The organism is Gordonia sp. ALPHA1B1 (assembly GCF_005502615.1).
Taxonomy (GTDB): Bacteria; Actinomycetota; Actinomycetes; order Mycobacteriales; family Mycobacteriaceae; genus Gordonia; species Gordonia hongkongensis.
The window spans coordinates 164,478-181,715 of the sequence record NZ_SCOC01000001.1 but is presented as its reverse complement, the minus strand read 5'-3'; the positions used below and the strand labels follow the sequence as shown (position 1 = coordinate 181,715).

The following is a 17,238-nucleotide window of genomic DNA, read 5'->3' as shown; positions in this document are numbered from 1 at the left end:
GCTGCTGAGTGTCCAATGGGACAGCACTGGCCCGTGGAGCATTGCGCGGCGTACGAATGACCGTGCCGAGATCGGTACCGGGTTGAGTCAGAACCGTTGAGCGCTTGCGTGCTCTGGAACGGTCGGTACCGGGCGGAGGATCGCGCACCGTGAGATCCGATCCTATCCGAACACCCGGGGAGGCGTCGTCACCCGCGACCTGTGACCCTGCCGACGGATCAGCTCGTGGCAGGACCGAACGTCAGGACTTGTCTCCGTCGGAGGAACCGGCGCCGGCACCCGGTGTGGTGTCGGTGGGGGTGTCCGTCGGGATGTCGGTATCCGACTCCTCAGCGGGATCGACGGTGTCGGTGACCGTGTCGGCGTCGATGTCCGGATCGGCGTCGGCGACCGGATCGGCGTCGGCAACCGGATCGGCGTCGGCAACCGGGGCTGCGTCGGGGACCGAGCCGGTGGTCGAGTCGTCCTTGTCGGCCGCGTCCATGTCGTCGTCGGCCTCAGGGTCTGCGGAGTCCACGGTCTCGCCGGCAGCCGGTTCGTCCCCCGGCGACGTCGCCGTCTCCGGCTGAGCGGGCGTTCCGGCCTCGGTACCGGCCTCGGTCGCTGAGGTCGTCTCCTCGTCGGCCCCGAGGTCGACCGCTTCGTCTGTCGGAGTTTCGGGGTGCGAGGTGGTGTCCGACTCGGCCCCGTCGAGCGCTTCCTCGTCGAGCGCTTCGTCGACCGGCTTTTCGCCACCGGCCTCGACGGTGTCCTCGCCCGGCTCGACCGGACCGTCGGCAACCGGCTCCGGTTCGGCAACCGGCTCCGGTTCGGCGCCCGGCTCCGCTTCGGTCGTCGAGTCCGTGTCCGGTTCGACGCCCGGCTCCGCATCGCTGCCCGCGGCCACGGGGTGTGCGGCCGCAACCGGGTCATCCGTGCCGGCGGTGTCGTCGGTGGACGGCTCCCCCACCGCGCCCGCCTTCCGACCCTGGTCGTCGGAATCGAACAGGGATGATCCGGCCGCACCCGTCGCCACCCCGGCGGCGGCCGCCGGACTCGGCTCCGGTTCGATGTCCTCGTCGTACCAGTCGTCGACGTACCCGGCGACACCCTGCTCCGCGAGCTCCGCGGCACGGTCGTCGTGATACATCTCCAGTCCCTGTTCGCGTCCCTTGGGCGCGACCACGAAATAGACGACGGCGGCGAGGAACACCAGCGCCGCGGTGAAGAGGTTCGGTCGGATGCCCGCGATGTCGTTGGCGACGGCCGCGCGGTCGTCGCGCAGCAATTCGATGAAGAACCGGCCCAGGCAGTAGCCCGCGACGTAGAGCGCGAACAACCGGCCGTGCCCGATGCGGAAGTACCGGTCGACGACCACCAGGAGCACGACGATGAGCACGTTCCACAGCAGCTCGTAGAGGAAGGTCGGATGGACCACCGCGACCACGACGCCGTTGGACACGCCGTCGATCAGTCCGGGGTCGGAGTACCCGGCGGCGTTCTCGCGTTCGTAGATCTCCAGGCCCCACGGGAGTGTGGTCTCGCGTCCGTAGAGCTCCTGGTTGAAGTAGTTGCCGAGGCGACCGATCGCCTGTGCCAACAGGATCGGCGGCGCGATGGCGTCGCCGAAGGCGGGCAGGCGGATGCCGCGCCGACGAGCGCCGATCCACGCGCCCACCGCACCGAGCGCGACCGCGCCCCAGATACCGAGTCCGCCGTCCCAGATCTTCAGTGCGTCGATCGGTTCCTTCAGCGCATCGGCACCGAAGTACGTCTTCCAATCGGTGATGAGATGGTAGAGCCGGCCACCGATGAGGCCGAACGGGACCGCCCAGATCGCGACGTCGAGAACTTCGCCGTCCTGGCCGCCGCGGGCCATCCATCGGCGGTTGCCCCACCAGACGGCGACGATGATGCCGACGATGATGCACAACGCATACGCGCGTAGCGGGAAGGGTCCGATCTCCCACACGCCCTGAGGCGGACTCGGGAGGTAGGCGAGCATCGTCGAGGTCGGCGCGATCACGCTGTCACCCTAGCCGACCGGATGGGACGTTCGACCTGTCGACCGGGACCCGCCGCGTCGATCACGAGAGCGTCCGGTTCAGACAGACGCCCGACGCGAGCGGACCCCTTCGGCCAGTTCGGAGACGAGCGAGGCCAACCGGTCCTGGCCCGCGTTCGCCGCGGTCACCAGCGCCGAACCCACGATGACTCCATCTGCGTACGAGGCGATCTGGGCCGCCTGCTCGCGGTTGCGAACGCCGAGACCGACGCCGATCGGGATGTCGGAGTACTCGCGAACCCGCGCGCACAGCTCAGGAGCCATGTCCGACACGGCATCTCGCGCACCGGTGACACCCATCGTGGAGGCCGCGTAGACGAAACCCCGGGACGCATCGACAGTGAGGGCGATCCGCTCGGTCGTCGATGACGGAGCGACGAGGTAGATGCGGTCGAGCCCGTGCCGGTCGGCCGCCTCGTGCCACTCCGCACCCTCTTCGGGGATCAGGTTCGGGGTGATGAGTCCGGCACCGCCGGCCGCCGAAAAATCACGCGCGAAATTCTCGACGCCGTACTTGAGGACCGGGTTCCAGTAGCTCATGACCACCGCGTTGCCGCCGGCGGAGGTGATGGCCTCGACGGCGGTGAACACGTCACGGACACGCACACCGTTGGTCAGTGCCTGGTCGGCGGCGTCCTGGATGGTCGGGCCGTCCATCACCGGGTCGGAGTAGGGCACGCCGACCTCGATGATGTCGCAACCGGCGTCGACCATCGTCCGGAACGAGGTCAGCGACTCGTCGACGGTCGGGAAACCGACCGGGAGGTAACCGATCAGCGCACTGCGACCCTCGTCCCGGCAGCGGGCGAACACGGGGCCGAGCTTCGACGGGATCGACTGTGTGCTCATGCCTGCTCTCCGGGCTTCTGGACGTCCGACGATTCCGACAGGGTGGCCTCGTCCTGGGACGGCGGGGCGTCGAACAGCCCGAACCAGCGTGCGGCGGTGTCCACGTCCTTGTCGCCGCGACCGGAGAGACTGACGACGATGATCGAACCCTCCCCCAGTTCCTGCCCGAGTTTCAGGGCGCCGGCGACCGCATGGGCCGACTCGACGGCGGGGATGATGCCCTCGCGGCGACTGAGCAGCGCGAGTGCATCCATGGCTTCGGTGTCGGTGATCGGCCGGTACTCAGCTCGGCCGGTGTCCTTGAGATAGGCGTGCTCGGGTCCGACCCCCGGATAATCCAGGCCCGCCGAGATCGAATGGGATTCGATGGTCTGACCGTCGTCGTCCTGCAGGAGATAGGAGTACGCGCCCTGGAATGCTCCGGGTGTCCCACCGGTGAAAGTCGCTGCGTGGCGGCCGGTCTCGACGCCGTCGCCGGCGGCCTCGAAGCCGACGAGCCGGACGCCCTCGTCGTCGATGAACGGGTGGAAGATGCCGATCGCGTTGGAACCACCGCCGACGCAGGCGGTCACCGCGTCGGGCAGGCGTCCGGCCTTCTCCAGGATCTGCACGCGCGCCTCGAGCCCGACGATGCGCTGCAGATCGCGGACCATGACCGGGAACGGGTGCGGCCCGGCAGCCGTGCCGAAGCAGTAATAGGTGTTGTGCGCGTTGGTGACCCAGTCGCGCATGGCCTCGTTGATCGCGTCCTTCAGTGTCGCCGAACCGTTGTCGACCGCGATCACCTCCGCACCGAGGAGTCGCATGCGGGCGACGTTGAGCGCCTGGCGATCCGTGTCGACCCGGCCCATGTAGATCACGCACTCGAGACCGAGGAGCGCGCACGCGGTCGCGGTGGCGACCCCGTGCTGTCCGGCGCCGGTCTCGGCGATGACGCGGTGCTTGCCCATCCGCTGGGCCAGGAGCGCCTGTCCGAGAACGTTGTTGATCTTGTGCGAGCCCGTGTGGTTGAGGTCCTCGCGCTTGAGGAAGATCCGCGCCCCGCCGGCGTGCTCGGACAGGCGCTTCGCCTCGTACAGCGGAGACGGGCGGCCAGCGTAGTCGCGCTGCAGGCGGTCCAGTTCGGCGAGGAAATCGTCGTCGGCGCGGACCTTCTGGAAGGTCGTGGTCACCTCGTCGATGACGGCCATCAGGGCCTCGGGTACATGGCGCCCGCCGTAGACACCGAAGTGCCCGTGCTCGTCGGGTTCGATCGAGGTACGAGTGGTGAGCCCGACGCTCGCGGTGGGCAGCGGAGTCGCCTCGACGGCGTCGGTGCGGACGGAATCAGGATGAGCGGTCACTTCAACTCACAGACGATCGGGCCGACAGCATCACGCGGACCGATACCGGCCCGGACGCGTTGTCAGCGAACAGGTTTCGGGCACGACGGGTGTGTGCCCGCGGTGACGAGCTCACGGACCGCGGCACGCGGGTCGCCACTCGTGACGAGACCTTCGCCGACGAGAACCGCATCGGCGCCGGCACCGGCGTAGGCCAGCAGATCGGCGGTGCCGCGCACACCCGACTCGGCGATCCGGATGGTCTCCGTGGGCAGACCGGGTGCGATGCGCGAGAAGGTGTCCCGCTCGACCTGCAGGGTCTTGAGGTTGCGTGCGTTCACGCCGACGACCGAGGCGCCGGCTTCGAGGGCGCGGCTGGCCTCCTCCTCGGTGTGCACCTCGACGAGCGCGGTCATGCCCAGGCTCTCGGTGCGGTCGAGGAGTGAGGCGAGCACGTTCTGCTCGAGGGCGGCGACGATCAACAGGATGACGTCGGCGCCATGGGCGCGGGCCTCATGGATCTGGTACGTGCCGACGATGAAGTCCTTGCGCAACACCGGGATGTCGACCGCGGCGCGGACGGCGTCGAGGTCGGCGAGCGAGCCGCGGAACCGGCGTTCCTCGGTGAGCACGCTGATGATGCGCGCGCCGCCGTCTTCGTATGCGCGGGCGAGTTCGGCGGGGTCCCCGATGCTGGCGAGTTCGCCTTTCGACGGACTGGCGCGCTTGACCTCGGCGATGACACCGATTCCGGGCTGACGCAGGGCGGCCAGCGCATCCTTGGGGGCGGGAGCCTTGGCGGAGGCCGCTTTGACCGAGGCGAAGTCGACGACGGCCTCACGTGCCGCGACGTCGGCTTTCACTCCCTCGATGATCGATTCGAGAACGTTGGGCACGCTCACAGCGACTTGCTCCCTTCTCCCTCGACATGTGTTCTCAGGGTAGACGGGCCGTTCGGGCCGGTTGCGTCCGGGTTGGCCGATCCGTGACCTCATCGCGCTGATGCGTCCATCGTCGGAGTTTGCGACCGGGCGTCGCCGTCCCCGACCCGTCATCGGCTTGCGGTTCAGCGACGGTCGGGGTCGTTCGGGTCGGTCGGGTCGATGCCGGTGTCGAGCGCGTCCCACATCATCCGCTCGTTCGCCCCGGGCGGCGTCGGCTCCGCTGCCGGGTCGGGGTCGTCCGCCCGACCGCTCGTTCCGGGCTTCGCCGAATCGGATCGGGCCGCGCCTGGCTCCGCGACCGCGGCCTCGTTCTGCTCCGCGGCCTTGCGACGCTCGTAGTCGGCGAAGATCTCGGTCTCGATCTCCTCGCGGCGAGCGGCCGGAGTGGTGTATTTCGACGATCGGGTGGCCCCCTTCGCGACGCGCAGCAGCATGACCGCTGCACCCACCGCACACACGGTGCCGGCGAGCACGACCACCGCGGCGAGGGGGTTGGTGTCGACGAAGAGCACGATGTAGCGATCGGGGATGCTGCCCGCCTCGGCGGCGTACGCAGAGTCGGTGCCCCCGGTGATCAGCGAGATCGCCGGGAAAGCGGCCAGGAGCCCGCCGACGGCGACCAGGATCGCGACGACTCGGAGGGCCCAGCCACGCACTGACAGCGCCGCGAGTATGCCCGCCAAGTAGACCAGCGCGAGCGGCGTGAGCCAGGGACTCCAGTCCCCGCCGTCGACCTCGAACGCGCGCTGCGGGGACAACCCGTCCTCGGCGGAGACGGTGGCCCAGGTCAGCCGGCTCGCACCCCAGAAGGCCGCTGCGGCCGCCGCCATCAGCAGTGCCGCGACGACCTGTCGGCGCCGGACGGACTTGCGGCGGATGGCCTCTACGTCAGGACCTGCCGCGGCTCCGGATTCGTCAGAGGTCATGAGTTCTCACCCACCCGTCGCATCGTCGAGGCGGCCGCGACCGCGTTGAGCACCGCGGTGGCCTTGTTACGCGCCTCGTTGTACTCGTACTCGGGCTCGCTGTCGGCCACCACACCACCGCCGGCCTGGACGAACGCCTTACCGCGCGCGAGCAGCGCGGTGCGGATGGCGATGGCGGTGTCGGCGTTGCCGGCGAAGTCGAGATAGCCGACGATCCCGCCGTAGAGCCCGCGGCGGGTCATCTCGTGTTCGTCGATGAGTTCCATCGCCCGCACCTTCGGTGCGCCGGTCAGGGTTCCGGCCGGGAAGCACGCCGTCACGGCGTCGAGGGCATGCTTGTCGTCGCGGAGGGTCCCCGACACGGTCGAGACGAGATGCATGACGTGGCTGTAGCGCTCGATGTGCCGATAGTCGCTGACCTTGACCGTGCCGGGTACGCAGACACGTCCGAGGTCGTTGCGCCCGAGGTCCACCAGCATCAGGTGCTCGGCGTTCTCCTTCTCGTCCTCGATCAGGCCCTTGCCGAGCAGTTGGTCTTCCTCCTCGGTCGCGCCGCGCCAGCGGGTGCCCGCGATCGGGTGCGTGGTCGCCACCCCGTCGGCCACGGTGACCAGTGCCTCGGGGCTGCTGCCGACGATGGTGAACGGCTTGCGCGCGATCGCGTCGGGCGAGCCGGTGTCGCTGTGCTCCTCGGTGCCGGGCATCCGCAGGAGGTACATGTACGGACTCGGATTGGATGCGCGCAGCACGCGATAGACATCGAGCGGGTCGGCGTCGGAGTCCATCTCGAAGCGCATCGACGGCACGACCTGGAAGGCCTCGCCGGCCTCGATCTCGCCGACGAGATCGGTGACGATCTCGCTGTACTCCGCGAGCGATCGCTGCGCGGCGAACTCGGGCCGCGGGCGGTCGAAGGTCGACACCGTCGACGGCGCGGGTGCGGCGAGCGCTTCGGTCATCCGGTCCAGCCGGTCGAGTGCGTCGGCGTAGGCGTCCTCGACCCGCTCGTCGGAGCCGTCCCAGTTGACCGCGTTGGCGATGAGCGTGATCGTGCCCTCATGATGGTCGACCGCGGCGAGGTCGGTAGCCAGCACCATCATCATGTCCGGGAGGCCCAGATCGTCGACCGTGGTCTCGGGCAGACGCTCGAGCCGGCGGACCATGTCGTAGGCCATGAAGCCGACGAATCCGCCGGTCAACGGGGGCATCCCGGGGAGTGGGTCGGTCTGCAGGAGGCGCAATGACTCCGCGAGGACCTCGAGCGCGTCGCCGCCCTCGGGTGCGCCGACGGGCACCGACCCCCACCAGTGCGCCTGTCCGTCGACGACGGTCAGGGCCGATGGTGCGCCCGCGCCGATGAACGACCATCGGGACCAGGACCGCCCGTTCTCGGCGGACTCCAGCAGGAAGGTCCCCGGACGGTCGCCCGCGAGTTTGCGATAGGCCGACAGCGGCGTCTCGGAGTCGGCGAGGACCTTACGCGTCACCGGTACGACGCGGTGATCGCGCGCGAGGTCGAGGAACTCGGCGAGAGTCGTGGTGTCGGCGGCCCCGCCGGTGGTGGCGGTCATCCGAGCGGCTCGCCGCCGACGCCCCACTGATTACGCGGAACCTCCGTGATCGTCACCCAGACCGAGTCGGGGTTCTTGCCGGTTGCCTTGGCATAGGCCTCGGTGACCGCGGCAATCGTCTCGCGCTTGACGCGATCCGACAGTCCCGGCGTCTGCGAGATCTGGATGAGGGGCATGGACGCACCGCCTTTCGAAGGTCTCGAGCTGTGGCGTGTCCCGGAGTTCGCACCCGGGACTCGTGTCTCGGGTCTATTCTGCTGGGTCCGTCGAGCCCGACCCGGATTCGGCCCCGGAACCCGGCGCCGCGTCGATCCCGAACGTCAGCGACTCGGTGTCGAAACAGCTGTGGTTGCCGGTGTGGCAGGCCGCGCCCACCTGGTCGACGATCAGCAGCACGGTGTCGCCGTCGCAGTCGATGCGGGCGTCGTGCACATACTGCGTGTGCCCGCTCGTCTCCCCCTTCACCCAGTACTCCTGGCGTGACCGCGAGTAGTAGGTCCCCTTCCGGGTGGCGAGCGTGCGCTCGAGCGCGACGTCGTCCATCCAGGCGACCATCAGCACCGTCCCGGTGCTGCGTTCCTGCGCCACCGCGGTGAACAGGCCGTCGGCGTTGCGTTTGAGGCGTGCGGCGAGATCGGGATCGAGTGCCATCAGCGACCTTCCGGATCGGTGCGGGAGGGGACGCGGCGTGTCATCGGACGGTGATCCCGGCGTCGCGCATGGCCGTCTTCACCTGGGCCACGGTGAGTTCGCCGAAGTGGAAGACCGAGGCCGCGAGAACGGCGTCAGCGCCCGCCTGCACCGCCGGCGCGAAATCGTCGATGCGGCCGGCGCCGCCGCTGGCGATGACCGGCACCGACACCGCGGCGCGTACGGCAGTCAGCATGCGCAGGTCGAAGCCCTGTTTGGTGCCGTCGGCGTCCATCGAGTTGAGCAGGATCTCGCCGACACCGAGGTCCTGCCCACGGACCGCCCACTCGACCGCGTCGATCCCGGTGCCCTTACGGCCGCCGTGGGTGGTGACCTCCCAGCCCGACGGCGTGGGTTCCGCACCTTCGGGAACTGTCCGGGCGTCGACGGACAGCACGATGCACTGCGAACCGAAGCGCCGGCTCATCTCGGCGAGCACCTCCGGCCGGGCGATGGCCGCGGTGTTGACGCTGACCTTGTCGGCCCCGGCGCGCAGCATGGTGTCGACGTCGTCGACGGTCCGGATGCCCCCGCCGACGGTGAGCGGGATGAACACCTGATCGGCGGTGCGCTTCACCACGTCGATCATCGTCGAGCGCCCCGAGCTCGACGCGGTCACGTCGAGGAAGGTCAGTTCGTCCGCGCCTTCGCGGTCGTAGCGCTCGGCCAGCTCGACCGGGTCGCCGGCGTCGCGCAGGTTGGCGAAGTTGACGCCTTTGACCACGCGGCCGTCGTCGACGTCGAGGCACGGGATAACCCGGGTCGCCAGCGTCATCGTCGGGTCTCCTTCGGGGTGGTGGATTCTGGGGTGATGACGTCTGGGGTCCATTCCGGGATCGTCTCGCCGATGACACGCATCAGACCGGCGTGCACGGTCGGGGTACCGGCGACCAGCGACGGCGACGCCACGGTCCACGGACGGCCGGCGATGTCGGTCGCCACACCGCCGGCGGCCCGGACCAGCGCCGCTCCTGCCGCGTTGTCCCAGGGGTGCCGGCCGAAGGCGATCGCCCCGCCGAACACGCCGGCCGCGGTGAACGCCATGTCCACACCCGTCGACCCGGTCATCCGGATCCGGGCGGCACGCGTGCTGAGTTCGCGCAGGAGGTCGGCCCGGCGCGCGCCCGGGTAGCGGCCACCGCCGCGGGCATCGAACGGACCGAAGGCGATGGCTGCCTCGGCGAGTTCCATGTCGGGAGCCGGCGGGACGGCTACGCCGTTCAGCACCAGCGGACCGTCGGCGTGTGCGGCGTACCGGCGTCCCACGAGCGGCAGCCACGTCATCCCGAGCGTGGCCTCGCCGTCGACCACCAGACCGAGGAGGATCCCGGTGAGCGGCATCCCCGCGGAGTAGTTGAAGGTGCCGTCGATCGGGTCGAGCACCCACACCGGACCGTCGACGACGTCGGCGCCGCCGAATTCCTCGCCGTGGACCGGGATCTGGGTCCGGTCGGCGAGCTCGGCCCCGATGTGGCGCTCGAGGTCGAGGTCCACCTGCGTGGCGAAGTCGGTGCCGCCCTTGTTGATCGCGCTCGGCGCACCCTGACCGTCGACGAAGCGATCGACGGCGGCGTCGAGGATCGACCCGGCGGTGTCGAGCAGCCGGGGCAGGTCGAGGGTGGAGTCCGCCGCGCTCATCAGACCCCGGCGACCGCGGTCAACGCCTCCGGCAGCGTGAATCGGCCCGCATAGAGCGCCTTGCCGACGATGGCGCCCTCTACACCCTGGCCGGTGAGGCCGGCGATCGCGACCAGATCGTCGATGGCCGAGACGCCGCCCGAGGCCACGAGGGGGGCGTCGGTGGCCGCGGCGACCTCGGCGAGGAGATCGAGGTTCGGACCCTGCAGCGTGCCGTCCTTGGAGACGTCGGTGACCACGTAGCGGGCGCATCCGTCGCGATTCAACCGCTCGAGGACCTCCCAGAGATCGCCTCCGTCGGTGACCCAGCCCCGCCCGCGCAACCGGTAGGAACTGCCGTCGCGGATCACGTCCAGACCGACCGCGATGCGGTCCCCGTGCTCGGCGATCGCGCGGGCACACCACTCCGGGTTCTCCAGGGCGGCGGTACCGAGGTTCACGCGCGTGCACCCGGTGGCGAGGGCGGCGGCCAGCGAATCGTCGTCGCGGATGCCGCCGGACAGTTCGACCTTCACGTCGAGTTCACCGACCACGCCGGCCAGCAGTTCGCGATTGTCGCCGCGGCCGAACGCGGCGTCGAGGTCGACGAGATGGATCCACTCCGCACCGTCCCGCTGCCACGCCAGCGCCGCGTCGCGCGGCGAACCATACGACGTCTCGGTGCCGGCCGCGCCCTGGACCAGGCGGACCGCCTGCCCGTCGGCGACGTCGACGGCGGGAAGGAGTTCGAGGGTGCTACCCATGGGTGAATCTGTCCTGTCTGTTCTGGATCGAGCGCGGTTCTTGATCGAGCGAGTCGGCGGTGGACGTGATCGGGGTGGGGTCAGGCGGGGTGGTGACCGTCGCGCGCCGCGATCAGGTCTGTCCGGGCGCGGTCGACCATGCGGTTGGCAACGGTACCGATCGCGGCGATCATCGCCGCCACCGCCACCAGCGCGGCGACCAGTCCGGCGATCGGCGACCAGTGCGCACACAGCGCGATGATCGGGACGGACACGATCAGGACAAGCACTCCCGCACCGAGAGCGTAGAAGGCGAGCTTGGCGATCGAGAAACCGGAGGACGCCGAGGACGCGCCCGCCGCGTCGGACCCGGACGGTCGCCCGACGGGTCCGTCGCCGTACCCGGCGTCGTCCGGGCGCGGCGTGCCGTCGGTCACGAGAGTCCCCGAACCCAGTTCTCCAGCAGGTGCGCACCGGCGTCGCCGGACTTCTCCGGATGGAACTGGGTCGCCGACAGCGGCCCGTTCTCCACCGCGGCGAGGAACGGTCCACCATGTTCGGCCCAGGTCAGCTTGGGCGCGGTCAACGGCGAACCCTCGTTGTCCATCTCCCAGGTCTGCGCGGCGTAGGAATGCACGAAGTAGAAGCGGGTGTCGGCGTCGAGCCCGTCGAAGAGCACGGTGCCCTCGGGTGCGTCGACCGTGTTCCAGCCCATGTGCGGCAGAACGGGAGCGGGCAACTGGGTCACACTGCCCGGCCACTCCCCGCAACCCTCCGCCTCGACGCCGAACTCGACGCCGCGCTCGAACAGGATCTGCATGCCCACGCAGATGCCCAGGACCGGGCGGCCGCCCGCCAATCGTCGCCCGACGATCCGGTCGCCCTTGACCGCGCGCAGGCCTTCCATGCAGGCGGCGAACGCGCCGACGCCGGGCACGACGAGGCCGGTGGCGTTCAGGGCCGTGTCGAAGTCGGAGGTGACCGTCACCTGTGCCCCGGTCCGCTCGAGCGCACGCTGCGCGGACCGCAGGTTGCCCGAGCCGTAGTCGAGGATCGTGACGTCGGCGACGCTCACAGCGCGCCCTTCGTCGACGGCACACCGGTCACGCGGGCGTCGTACTCGGTCGCCGCGCGCAACGCGCGGGCCACGGCCTTGAACTCCGCCTCGGTGATGTGGTGCTGGTCGCGGCCGTAGAGGACCCGCACGTGCAGCGCGATGCGCGCGTTGAGCGCGATCGACTCGAACACGTGCCGGTTGATGACGGTCGAGTACGGGACACCCGGGTAGCCACCGATCACGGCGGTGAGCATGTGCTCGGGCTCGCCGGTGTGGACGCAGTAGGGGCGGCCCGACACGTCGACGACGGCCTGGGCGAGGGTCTCGTCCATCGGGATCCAGGAATCGCCGAAGCGACGGATGCCCTTCTTGTCGCCGAGCGCCTGGCCGAGAGCCTGGCCGAGCACGATCGCGGTGTCCTCGATGGTGTGGTGGCCCTCGACCTCGATGTCGCCCTTCGCCTCGACGGTGAGATCGAAGCTGCCGTGCTGACCGAAGGCGGTGAGCATGTGATCGAAGAACGCGATGCCGGTCGAGATGTTCGTCACGCCGGTGCCGTCGAGATTCAATTCGACGGAGATCGACGACTCCCTGGTGCTCCGTTCGACCTTCGCGACACGGGGCGCGGGGTTGGTCGCAGAGGGGGTGCTCACTGAGGGTTCTCCAGATCTGTGGTGGCGAGCGTGCGGCTGACGTCGAGGAAGGCGTCGTTCTCATGCGCGAGACCGATGGTCACCCGGAGGTGACCGGCGATGCCGACGTCCCGGATGAGGACGCCCTGGTCGAGGTAACGCTGCCACGACGCCGCAGCATCCCGGAACCGTCCGAACAGCACGAAGTTGGCGTCGGAGTCGATGACGCGGTACCCGAAGGCGGTCAGCGCCGCGACCACGCGCTCGCGTTCGGACCGGATCGCGGCGACGCCGGCGAGGGTGTCGTCGCTGTGGCGCAATGCGGCTCGCGCGGCGGCCTGGGTCAGCACGGACAGGTGGTACGGGAGCCGCACCAGCTGGATCGCGTCGACGACGGCGGGCGCTGCGGCGAGGTAGCCGAGCCGGCCGCCGGCGAAGGCGAAGGCCTTGCTCATCGTCCGGCTGACGACGACCTTGGCCGGGAACTCGTCGATGAGCTCGACGGCGCTCGGAGCCGCCGAGAACTCGGCGTAGGCCTCGTCGACGATCACGATGCCCGGAGCCGCCTCGACGATGCGACGCAGGTCCGCGAGCGGGATCGAACCGCCGGTCGGGTTGTTCGGCGACGTCACGAAGACGACGTCCGGTTCGCGGTTCGCGACTTCGGCGACCGCGTAGTCGGTGTCGAGCGAGAAGTCGCCCGCCCGCACCGCGACCAGCCAGGTGGTGTCGGTGCCGTCGGAGATGATCGGATGCATCGAATACGACGGCACGAACCCGAGCGCACTGCGGCCGGGACCGCCGAAGGCCTGCAGCAGTTGCTGCAGAACCTCGTTGGAACCGTTTGCCGCCCACAGGTTCTCGACGCCGAGCTGCACACCGGTGGCCCGGGTCAGGTAGGCGGCGAGGTCGACACGGAGGGCGACGGCATCGCGATCGGGATAGCGGTGCAACTCAGCGGCGGCCTCGCGCACCGACGCGGCGACATCGTCGATCAGGGCCGGCGACGGCGCGTGCGGGTTCTCGTTGGTGTTGAGGATCACCGGAACCCTGAGTTGCGGTGCGCCATAGGCACTCTTGCCACGGAGGTTCTCACGTAGCGGCAGGTCGTCGACGGTGATCGAGCTGCCCGGGGTTGCCGTCACCGGATCGGCGGCCGTCACCGGCCCGCGCTTCCGACGAAGCGCTGCTTCACCGCATCACCGTGACCGGGCAGGTCCTCGGCATCGGCGAGGGTCACCACCTTGTCGGCGACCTCGCGCAGCGCGGCCTCGTCGTAGTCGATGACGTGGACGCCCTTGAGGAAGGTCTGCACCGACAACCCGGAGGCGAAGCGCGCCGAACCCGACGTCGGCAGAACGTGATTGGAGCCCGCACAGTAGTCACCGAGGCTGACCGGCGCGTAGGGCCCGACGAAGATCGCGCCCGCGTTGTGCACCCGGTCGGCGACCGCGGCCGCATCCCGGGTCTGGATCTCGAGGTGTTCGGCCGCATAGGCATCGACGACGGCGAGCCCCGCGTCGAGATCGTCGACGAGGACGACGCCCGACTGCTCCCCCGACAGCGCGGTGGTCACGCGTTCGCGGTGCTTGGTGGCCGCGACCTGCTGCTCGAGAGCCTCGTCGACGGCGTCGGCGAGTTCGGCGCTGTCGGTCACGAGCACCGACGCCGCGAGGACGTCGTGCTCGGCCTGGCTGATGAGGTCGGAGGCGAGGATGCCCGCGTCCGCCGAGTCGTCGGCGAGGATCGCGATCTCGGTGGGTCCGGCCTCGGAGTCGATGCCGACCACGCTGCGGCACAGACGCTTGGCCGCGGTGACGTAGATGTTGCCCGGGCCGGTGATGAGGTCGACGGGGTCGAGAACGGCATTCGGCTCGTCCGCGGATTCCGTGTCGGCGCCACCGTAGGCGAGCAGTGCCACGCCCTGGGCACCGCCGACCGCCCACACCTCGTCGACTCCGAGGAGCGCACAGGCGGCGAGGATGGTCGGGTGCGGCCACCCGCCGAAGTCCTTCTGCGGAGGCGAGGCGACGACCAGCGAGCCGACGCCGGCCTCCTGGGCGGGGACGACGTTCATGATGACCGACGACGGGTAGACGGCGTTTCCGCCCGGGACGTACAGGCCGACGCGGCGCACCGGAATCCACTTCTCGCTGACGACGCCGCCGTCGACGACCTGGGTGCGGGTGGTCTCCCGGCGCTGATCGGCGTGCACCTTGCGCGCGCGGGCGATCGACTCGCGCAGCGCCTCGGCGACCTGCGGGTCCAGCCCGGCCAGAGCATCGGCGATGACCCGAGCGGGCACCCGCACCGACGCGGGGCGGACACCGTCGAACTTCTCGCCGTAGTCGAGCGCAGAACTGCTGCCGTTCTCCGCCACCGCATGCACGACCGGTGTCACCGTGTCGAGGACGGCATTGACATCGGTACCCCCGCGGGGCAGCGCACGACGCAACTCGGCGAGTGTCGGCGTGCTACCGCGCAGGTCAATTCGGGCGAGCATGATCTCTCCTGGTGGCTGCTGATTTACCCAACAAGGATACGTGTCGGGTGCCAGCGGGTTTCTGGTGCGGGTGATGCGGGGTTCTCCTGAGGTGGAGCCAGGCGCCGGGAGCGAAGCGAGCGGGCCGGATGCCGGAGCGAGGTCGACGGACTCCACCGGCGCATCGCGAAAGAGGAGGACGCCCTGTTTTCGTTCGGTGACGACCCTCGACTGCGATCAGTGGGCACCGCGACTAGCGCGTGTGGCGCGCACATCCTGGCGACTCGCTGCTCGACCACGGCGCGTAGGTGTCGGGAAGGTGCCCACACGCCGGCCTGATGTCTGTGGTCAGCCGGATTGAATGGCGCCTATCACAGCACACCGACAGTTCCCGCCGCCCGCGTATCGTATTAATACTCTGTGCGACAATATGATTCAAATCCAGCGCAGCCCGGTTTTCGTGTACACTCGAACGTACATTCGCAGCAACGGTTCTTGGGGGGTTGGCCATGTCTGACGAGTCCGCGACGCCGCAACCGCGTGCCGTCGAGTTGGTGAGCGAGCTGCACGCGATCCTCGACGAAATGCAGTCGGTGGATCTGTCGCCGTGTACCGATGCCGAACTCGCTGAAGTGGCCGCCGATACCGAGAAAGCGATCGCACGCTTGACTGTTGCCGGTGACCGGCAGATCGATCAGGCCGAGGCCCGCGACCTGCCCCGCAAAGCGGGGTGCCGAACACTCATGCAGTACATGACCCACCGGCTACGCGTCTCCAACCCGATGCGACGCCGTAAGCACATGGACGCCACCGCGACCCGCACCAGCCTCGGCGGCGACATACTGGAACCCGAAAACCCGACCCTGGCTGAGGCTTTCGCCGCAGGAGCGGTCGGTTCCGCGCACGTGCAGGCCGCCCTCGATGTCCTCGACCAGATTCCCCACGGAATCGACCACGACGTGAAAGTCGCGGCCGAGCGACAGATGGCCGAGATCGCCACCGACCACACACCCGCCGACATCACCCAACTCGGTGCCCGGCTGCTGGCACACCTCGATCCCGACGGCACATTGGCTGATGACACCGACCAGAAACGACGCCGCAACCTGTGGATCGGTCGGCAACGCGCCGATGGCACCGCCAAGATCTCCGGCACCCTCACCCCCGAACTCGCCGCCCGACTCACCATGATGTTCGCCGTGTGGGGCAAACCCGGACTCAACAACCCCGACGACCCCGCCTCGCCCAGCGGGCCGGCCGGTGCCGCCGACCCCGACGCCCTGGCCACCGCAGCCGACCGCGACGGCCGCACCCTCGCCCAGACCAATCACGACGCGCTCGACGCTGCACTCGCCGCAGGCTTCGCCGACGGCGCACTCGGGACGTCGCATCGCGGACTGCCCGTGCAACTGATCATCAAAGCCGACCTCGGCGACCTGATCCGCGAAGCCGGACTCGCCACCACCGCCACCGGCACCCCCCATCCCGGACCTGATCGCGATGGCCGGTGAGGTCCAACCGTGGTTGGCGATCTTCAAAGACGCCACCGCTGTCCCGCTGCACTTCGGGCGGGGAAAGCGTCTCGCCACCCGTGAACAGCGCCTCGTCTCCTTCGCCCGCCCCGACGGTGAAGTATGTTCGGCGCCCGGGTGTGATCAGCCCGCTACCCACGTCGACATGCATCACGCCCACAAGGATTGGGCGAAGGGTGGTCTCACCGACATCGACGACCTCGCCCCCGCCTGCCCACGCCACAACCGAATGGTCGGCGACCACCCCGGCCAATACACCACCCGCATCGCCCGATCCGGACCCGACGAAGGCCGCTGCGCCTGGCGATTGAACGCCGAACCCGGCGCACCGCCCAACCCCGAGTGCCTCAACCGCCGACCCGACATACCCCGGCGGTTCGCAGAGCATCTGAACACCGTGCGCGACGAAATCCACGGACCACTAACAAGGTCCGGCGATCAAGCACGCCCAGACCAGTCGCGCCCCGAGCCGACCCACCACCAAGACGCGCGCCGCTCATGGTCGCAAACCAGTCACGTCATCGACGTCCGACCACCACGATCCGGACCACCCCTATCCCGGCCCTCCCTCGTCGAGGCCCACCTCATGGAGCTACTCGCCACCCTCTGACCGCATCTGAGATGACGATCAGCTGGCACAGGATTCCGGCGGTCCCGAGTCGTCGGCCAAACGAGCCCAGAACCCTTGGGGAGGTGGGACCAGCGGCCAGCGCATCTCGATCAGCCACAGCGAGGTGCGTGAGTGACTGGCTGGCTGGCTCGCCGGCTGGCTGGCTGGCTGGCTGGCCAAAGACGATGCGAGATGATGTGCAAGTCATACCGGCGGACG

Annotated in this window: 16 protein-coding genes and 1 pseudogene; 1 reads left to right on the top strand and 16 read right to left on the bottom strand. The window is 69.4% G+C overall.

The window, feature by feature from the left end:
- Positions 1-241 precede the first annotated feature (241 nt).
- The 16 genes from lgt to hisD all read right to left on the bottom strand — a co-directional run bounded on the left by lgt (position 242) and on the right by hisD (position 14,898).
- Positions 242-2,005, bottom strand: coding sequence for a prolipoprotein diacylglyceryl transferase (gene lgt / locus FFS52_RS00810; protein ID WP_137808508.1), 1,764 nt, complete (start codon positions 2,003-2,005; stop codon positions 242-244).
- 78 nt (positions 2,006-2,083) lie between these two features.
- Entirely contained in the window at positions 2,084-2,893 is an 810-nt protein-coding gene (gene trpA / locus FFS52_RS00805; RefSeq protein ID WP_137808507.1) for a tryptophan synthase subunit alpha, read from the bottom strand.
- A complete protein-coding gene (gene trpB, locus FFS52_RS00800; RefSeq protein WP_065632348.1) occupies positions 2,890-4,236 on the bottom strand; it encodes a tryptophan synthase subunit beta in 1,347 nt (448 codons plus the stop codon). Before trpB ends, trpA begins: the two co-directional genes overlap by 4 nt.
- Positions 4,237-4,298: 62 nt before the next feature.
- Complete coding sequence (gene trpC / locus FFS52_RS00795) at positions 4,299-5,117, bottom strand: indole-3-glycerol phosphate synthase TrpC (protein ID WP_065632347.1); 819 nt, start codon at positions 5,115-5,117, stop codon at positions 4,299-4,301.
- A 164-nt stretch (positions 5,118-5,281) separates the two neighbouring features.
- Positions 5,282-6,085, bottom strand: coding sequence for a TIGR02234 family membrane protein (locus tag FFS52_RS00790; RefSeq protein WP_065632346.1), 804 nt, complete (start codon positions 6,083-6,085; stop codon positions 5,282-5,284).
- Positions 6,082-7,656, bottom strand: coding sequence for an anthranilate synthase component I (locus tag FFS52_RS00785; protein ID WP_137808506.1), 1,575 nt, complete (start codon positions 7,654-7,656; stop codon positions 6,082-6,084). The genes FFS52_RS00790 and FFS52_RS00785 overlap by 4 nt, the downstream gene beginning before the upstream one ends.
- Positions 7,653-7,832 (bottom strand): tautomerase family protein, encoded by a 180-nt coding sequence (locus FFS52_RS00780; protein WP_004021167.1) that lies wholly within the window; start codon positions 7,830-7,832, stop codon positions 7,653-7,655. The genes FFS52_RS00785 and FFS52_RS00780 overlap by 4 nt, the downstream gene beginning before the upstream one ends.
- Positions 7,833-7,905: 73 nt before the next feature.
- Positions 7,906-8,307 carry a phosphoribosyl-AMP cyclohydrolase gene (hisI, locus tag FFS52_RS00775; RefSeq protein ID WP_058251762.1) on the bottom strand — a complete coding sequence of 134 codons (402 nt, stop codon included), beginning with the start codon at positions 8,305-8,307 and terminating at the stop codon, positions 7,906-7,908.
- Positions 8,308-8,347: 40 nt separating this feature from the next.
- Positions 8,348-9,121: an imidazole glycerol phosphate synthase subunit HisF gene (gene hisF, locus FFS52_RS00770; RefSeq protein WP_058251761.1), complete on the bottom strand. Its 774-nt coding sequence runs from the start codon at positions 9,119-9,121 to the stop codon at positions 8,348-8,350.
- Positions 9,118-9,984: an inositol monophosphatase family protein gene (locus FFS52_RS00765; RefSeq protein WP_058251760.1), complete on the bottom strand. Its 867-nt coding sequence runs from the start codon at positions 9,982-9,984 to the stop codon at positions 9,118-9,120. Before FFS52_RS00765 ends, hisF begins: the two co-directional genes overlap by 4 nt.
- The gene (gene priA, locus FFS52_RS00760) at positions 9,984-10,727 is read right to left on the bottom strand and encodes a bifunctional 1-(5-phosphoribosyl)-5-((5-phosphoribosylamino)methylideneamino)imidazole-4-carboxamide isomerase/phosphoribosylanthranilate isomerase PriA (RefSeq protein ID WP_058251759.1); all 744 of its coding nucleotides are present in this window, start codon (positions 10,725-10,727) and stop codon (positions 9,984-9,986) included. Before priA ends, FFS52_RS00765 begins: the two co-directional genes overlap by 1 nt.
- A gap of 80 nt (positions 10,728-10,807) precedes the next feature.
- Complete coding sequence (locus FFS52_RS00755; protein WP_137808505.1) at positions 10,808-11,143, bottom strand: hypothetical protein; 336 nt, start codon at positions 11,141-11,143, stop codon at positions 10,808-10,810.
- The gene (gene hisH, locus FFS52_RS00750; RefSeq protein ID WP_068970342.1) at positions 11,140-11,781 is read right to left on the bottom strand and encodes an imidazole glycerol phosphate synthase subunit HisH; all 642 of its coding nucleotides are present in this window, start codon (positions 11,779-11,781) and stop codon (positions 11,140-11,142) included. Before hisH ends, FFS52_RS00755 begins: the two co-directional genes overlap by 4 nt.
- Positions 11,778-12,416: an imidazoleglycerol-phosphate dehydratase HisB gene (gene hisB, locus FFS52_RS00745; RefSeq protein WP_055476578.1), complete on the bottom strand. Its 639-nt coding sequence runs from the start codon at positions 12,414-12,416 to the stop codon at positions 11,778-11,780. Before hisB ends, hisH begins: the two co-directional genes overlap by 4 nt.
- A complete protein-coding gene (locus tag FFS52_RS00740) occupies positions 12,413-13,558 on the bottom strand; it encodes a histidinol-phosphate transaminase (protein WP_137808504.1) in 1,146 nt (381 codons plus the stop codon). The genes hisB and FFS52_RS00740 overlap by 4 nt, the downstream gene beginning before the upstream one ends.
- Complete coding sequence (hisD, locus tag FFS52_RS00735) at positions 13,555-14,898, bottom strand: histidinol dehydrogenase (protein WP_065632338.1); 1,344 nt, start codon at positions 14,896-14,898, stop codon at positions 13,555-13,557. The genes FFS52_RS00740 and hisD overlap by 4 nt, the downstream gene beginning before the upstream one ends.
- 488 nt (positions 14,899-15,386) lie before the next feature.
- Here hisD and FFS52_RS00730 point away from each other — a divergent pair.
- Positions 15,387-17,019 (top strand): annotated as a pseudogene (locus FFS52_RS00730) (DUF222 domain-containing protein).
- Positions 17,020-17,238: the final 219 nt, after the last annotated feature.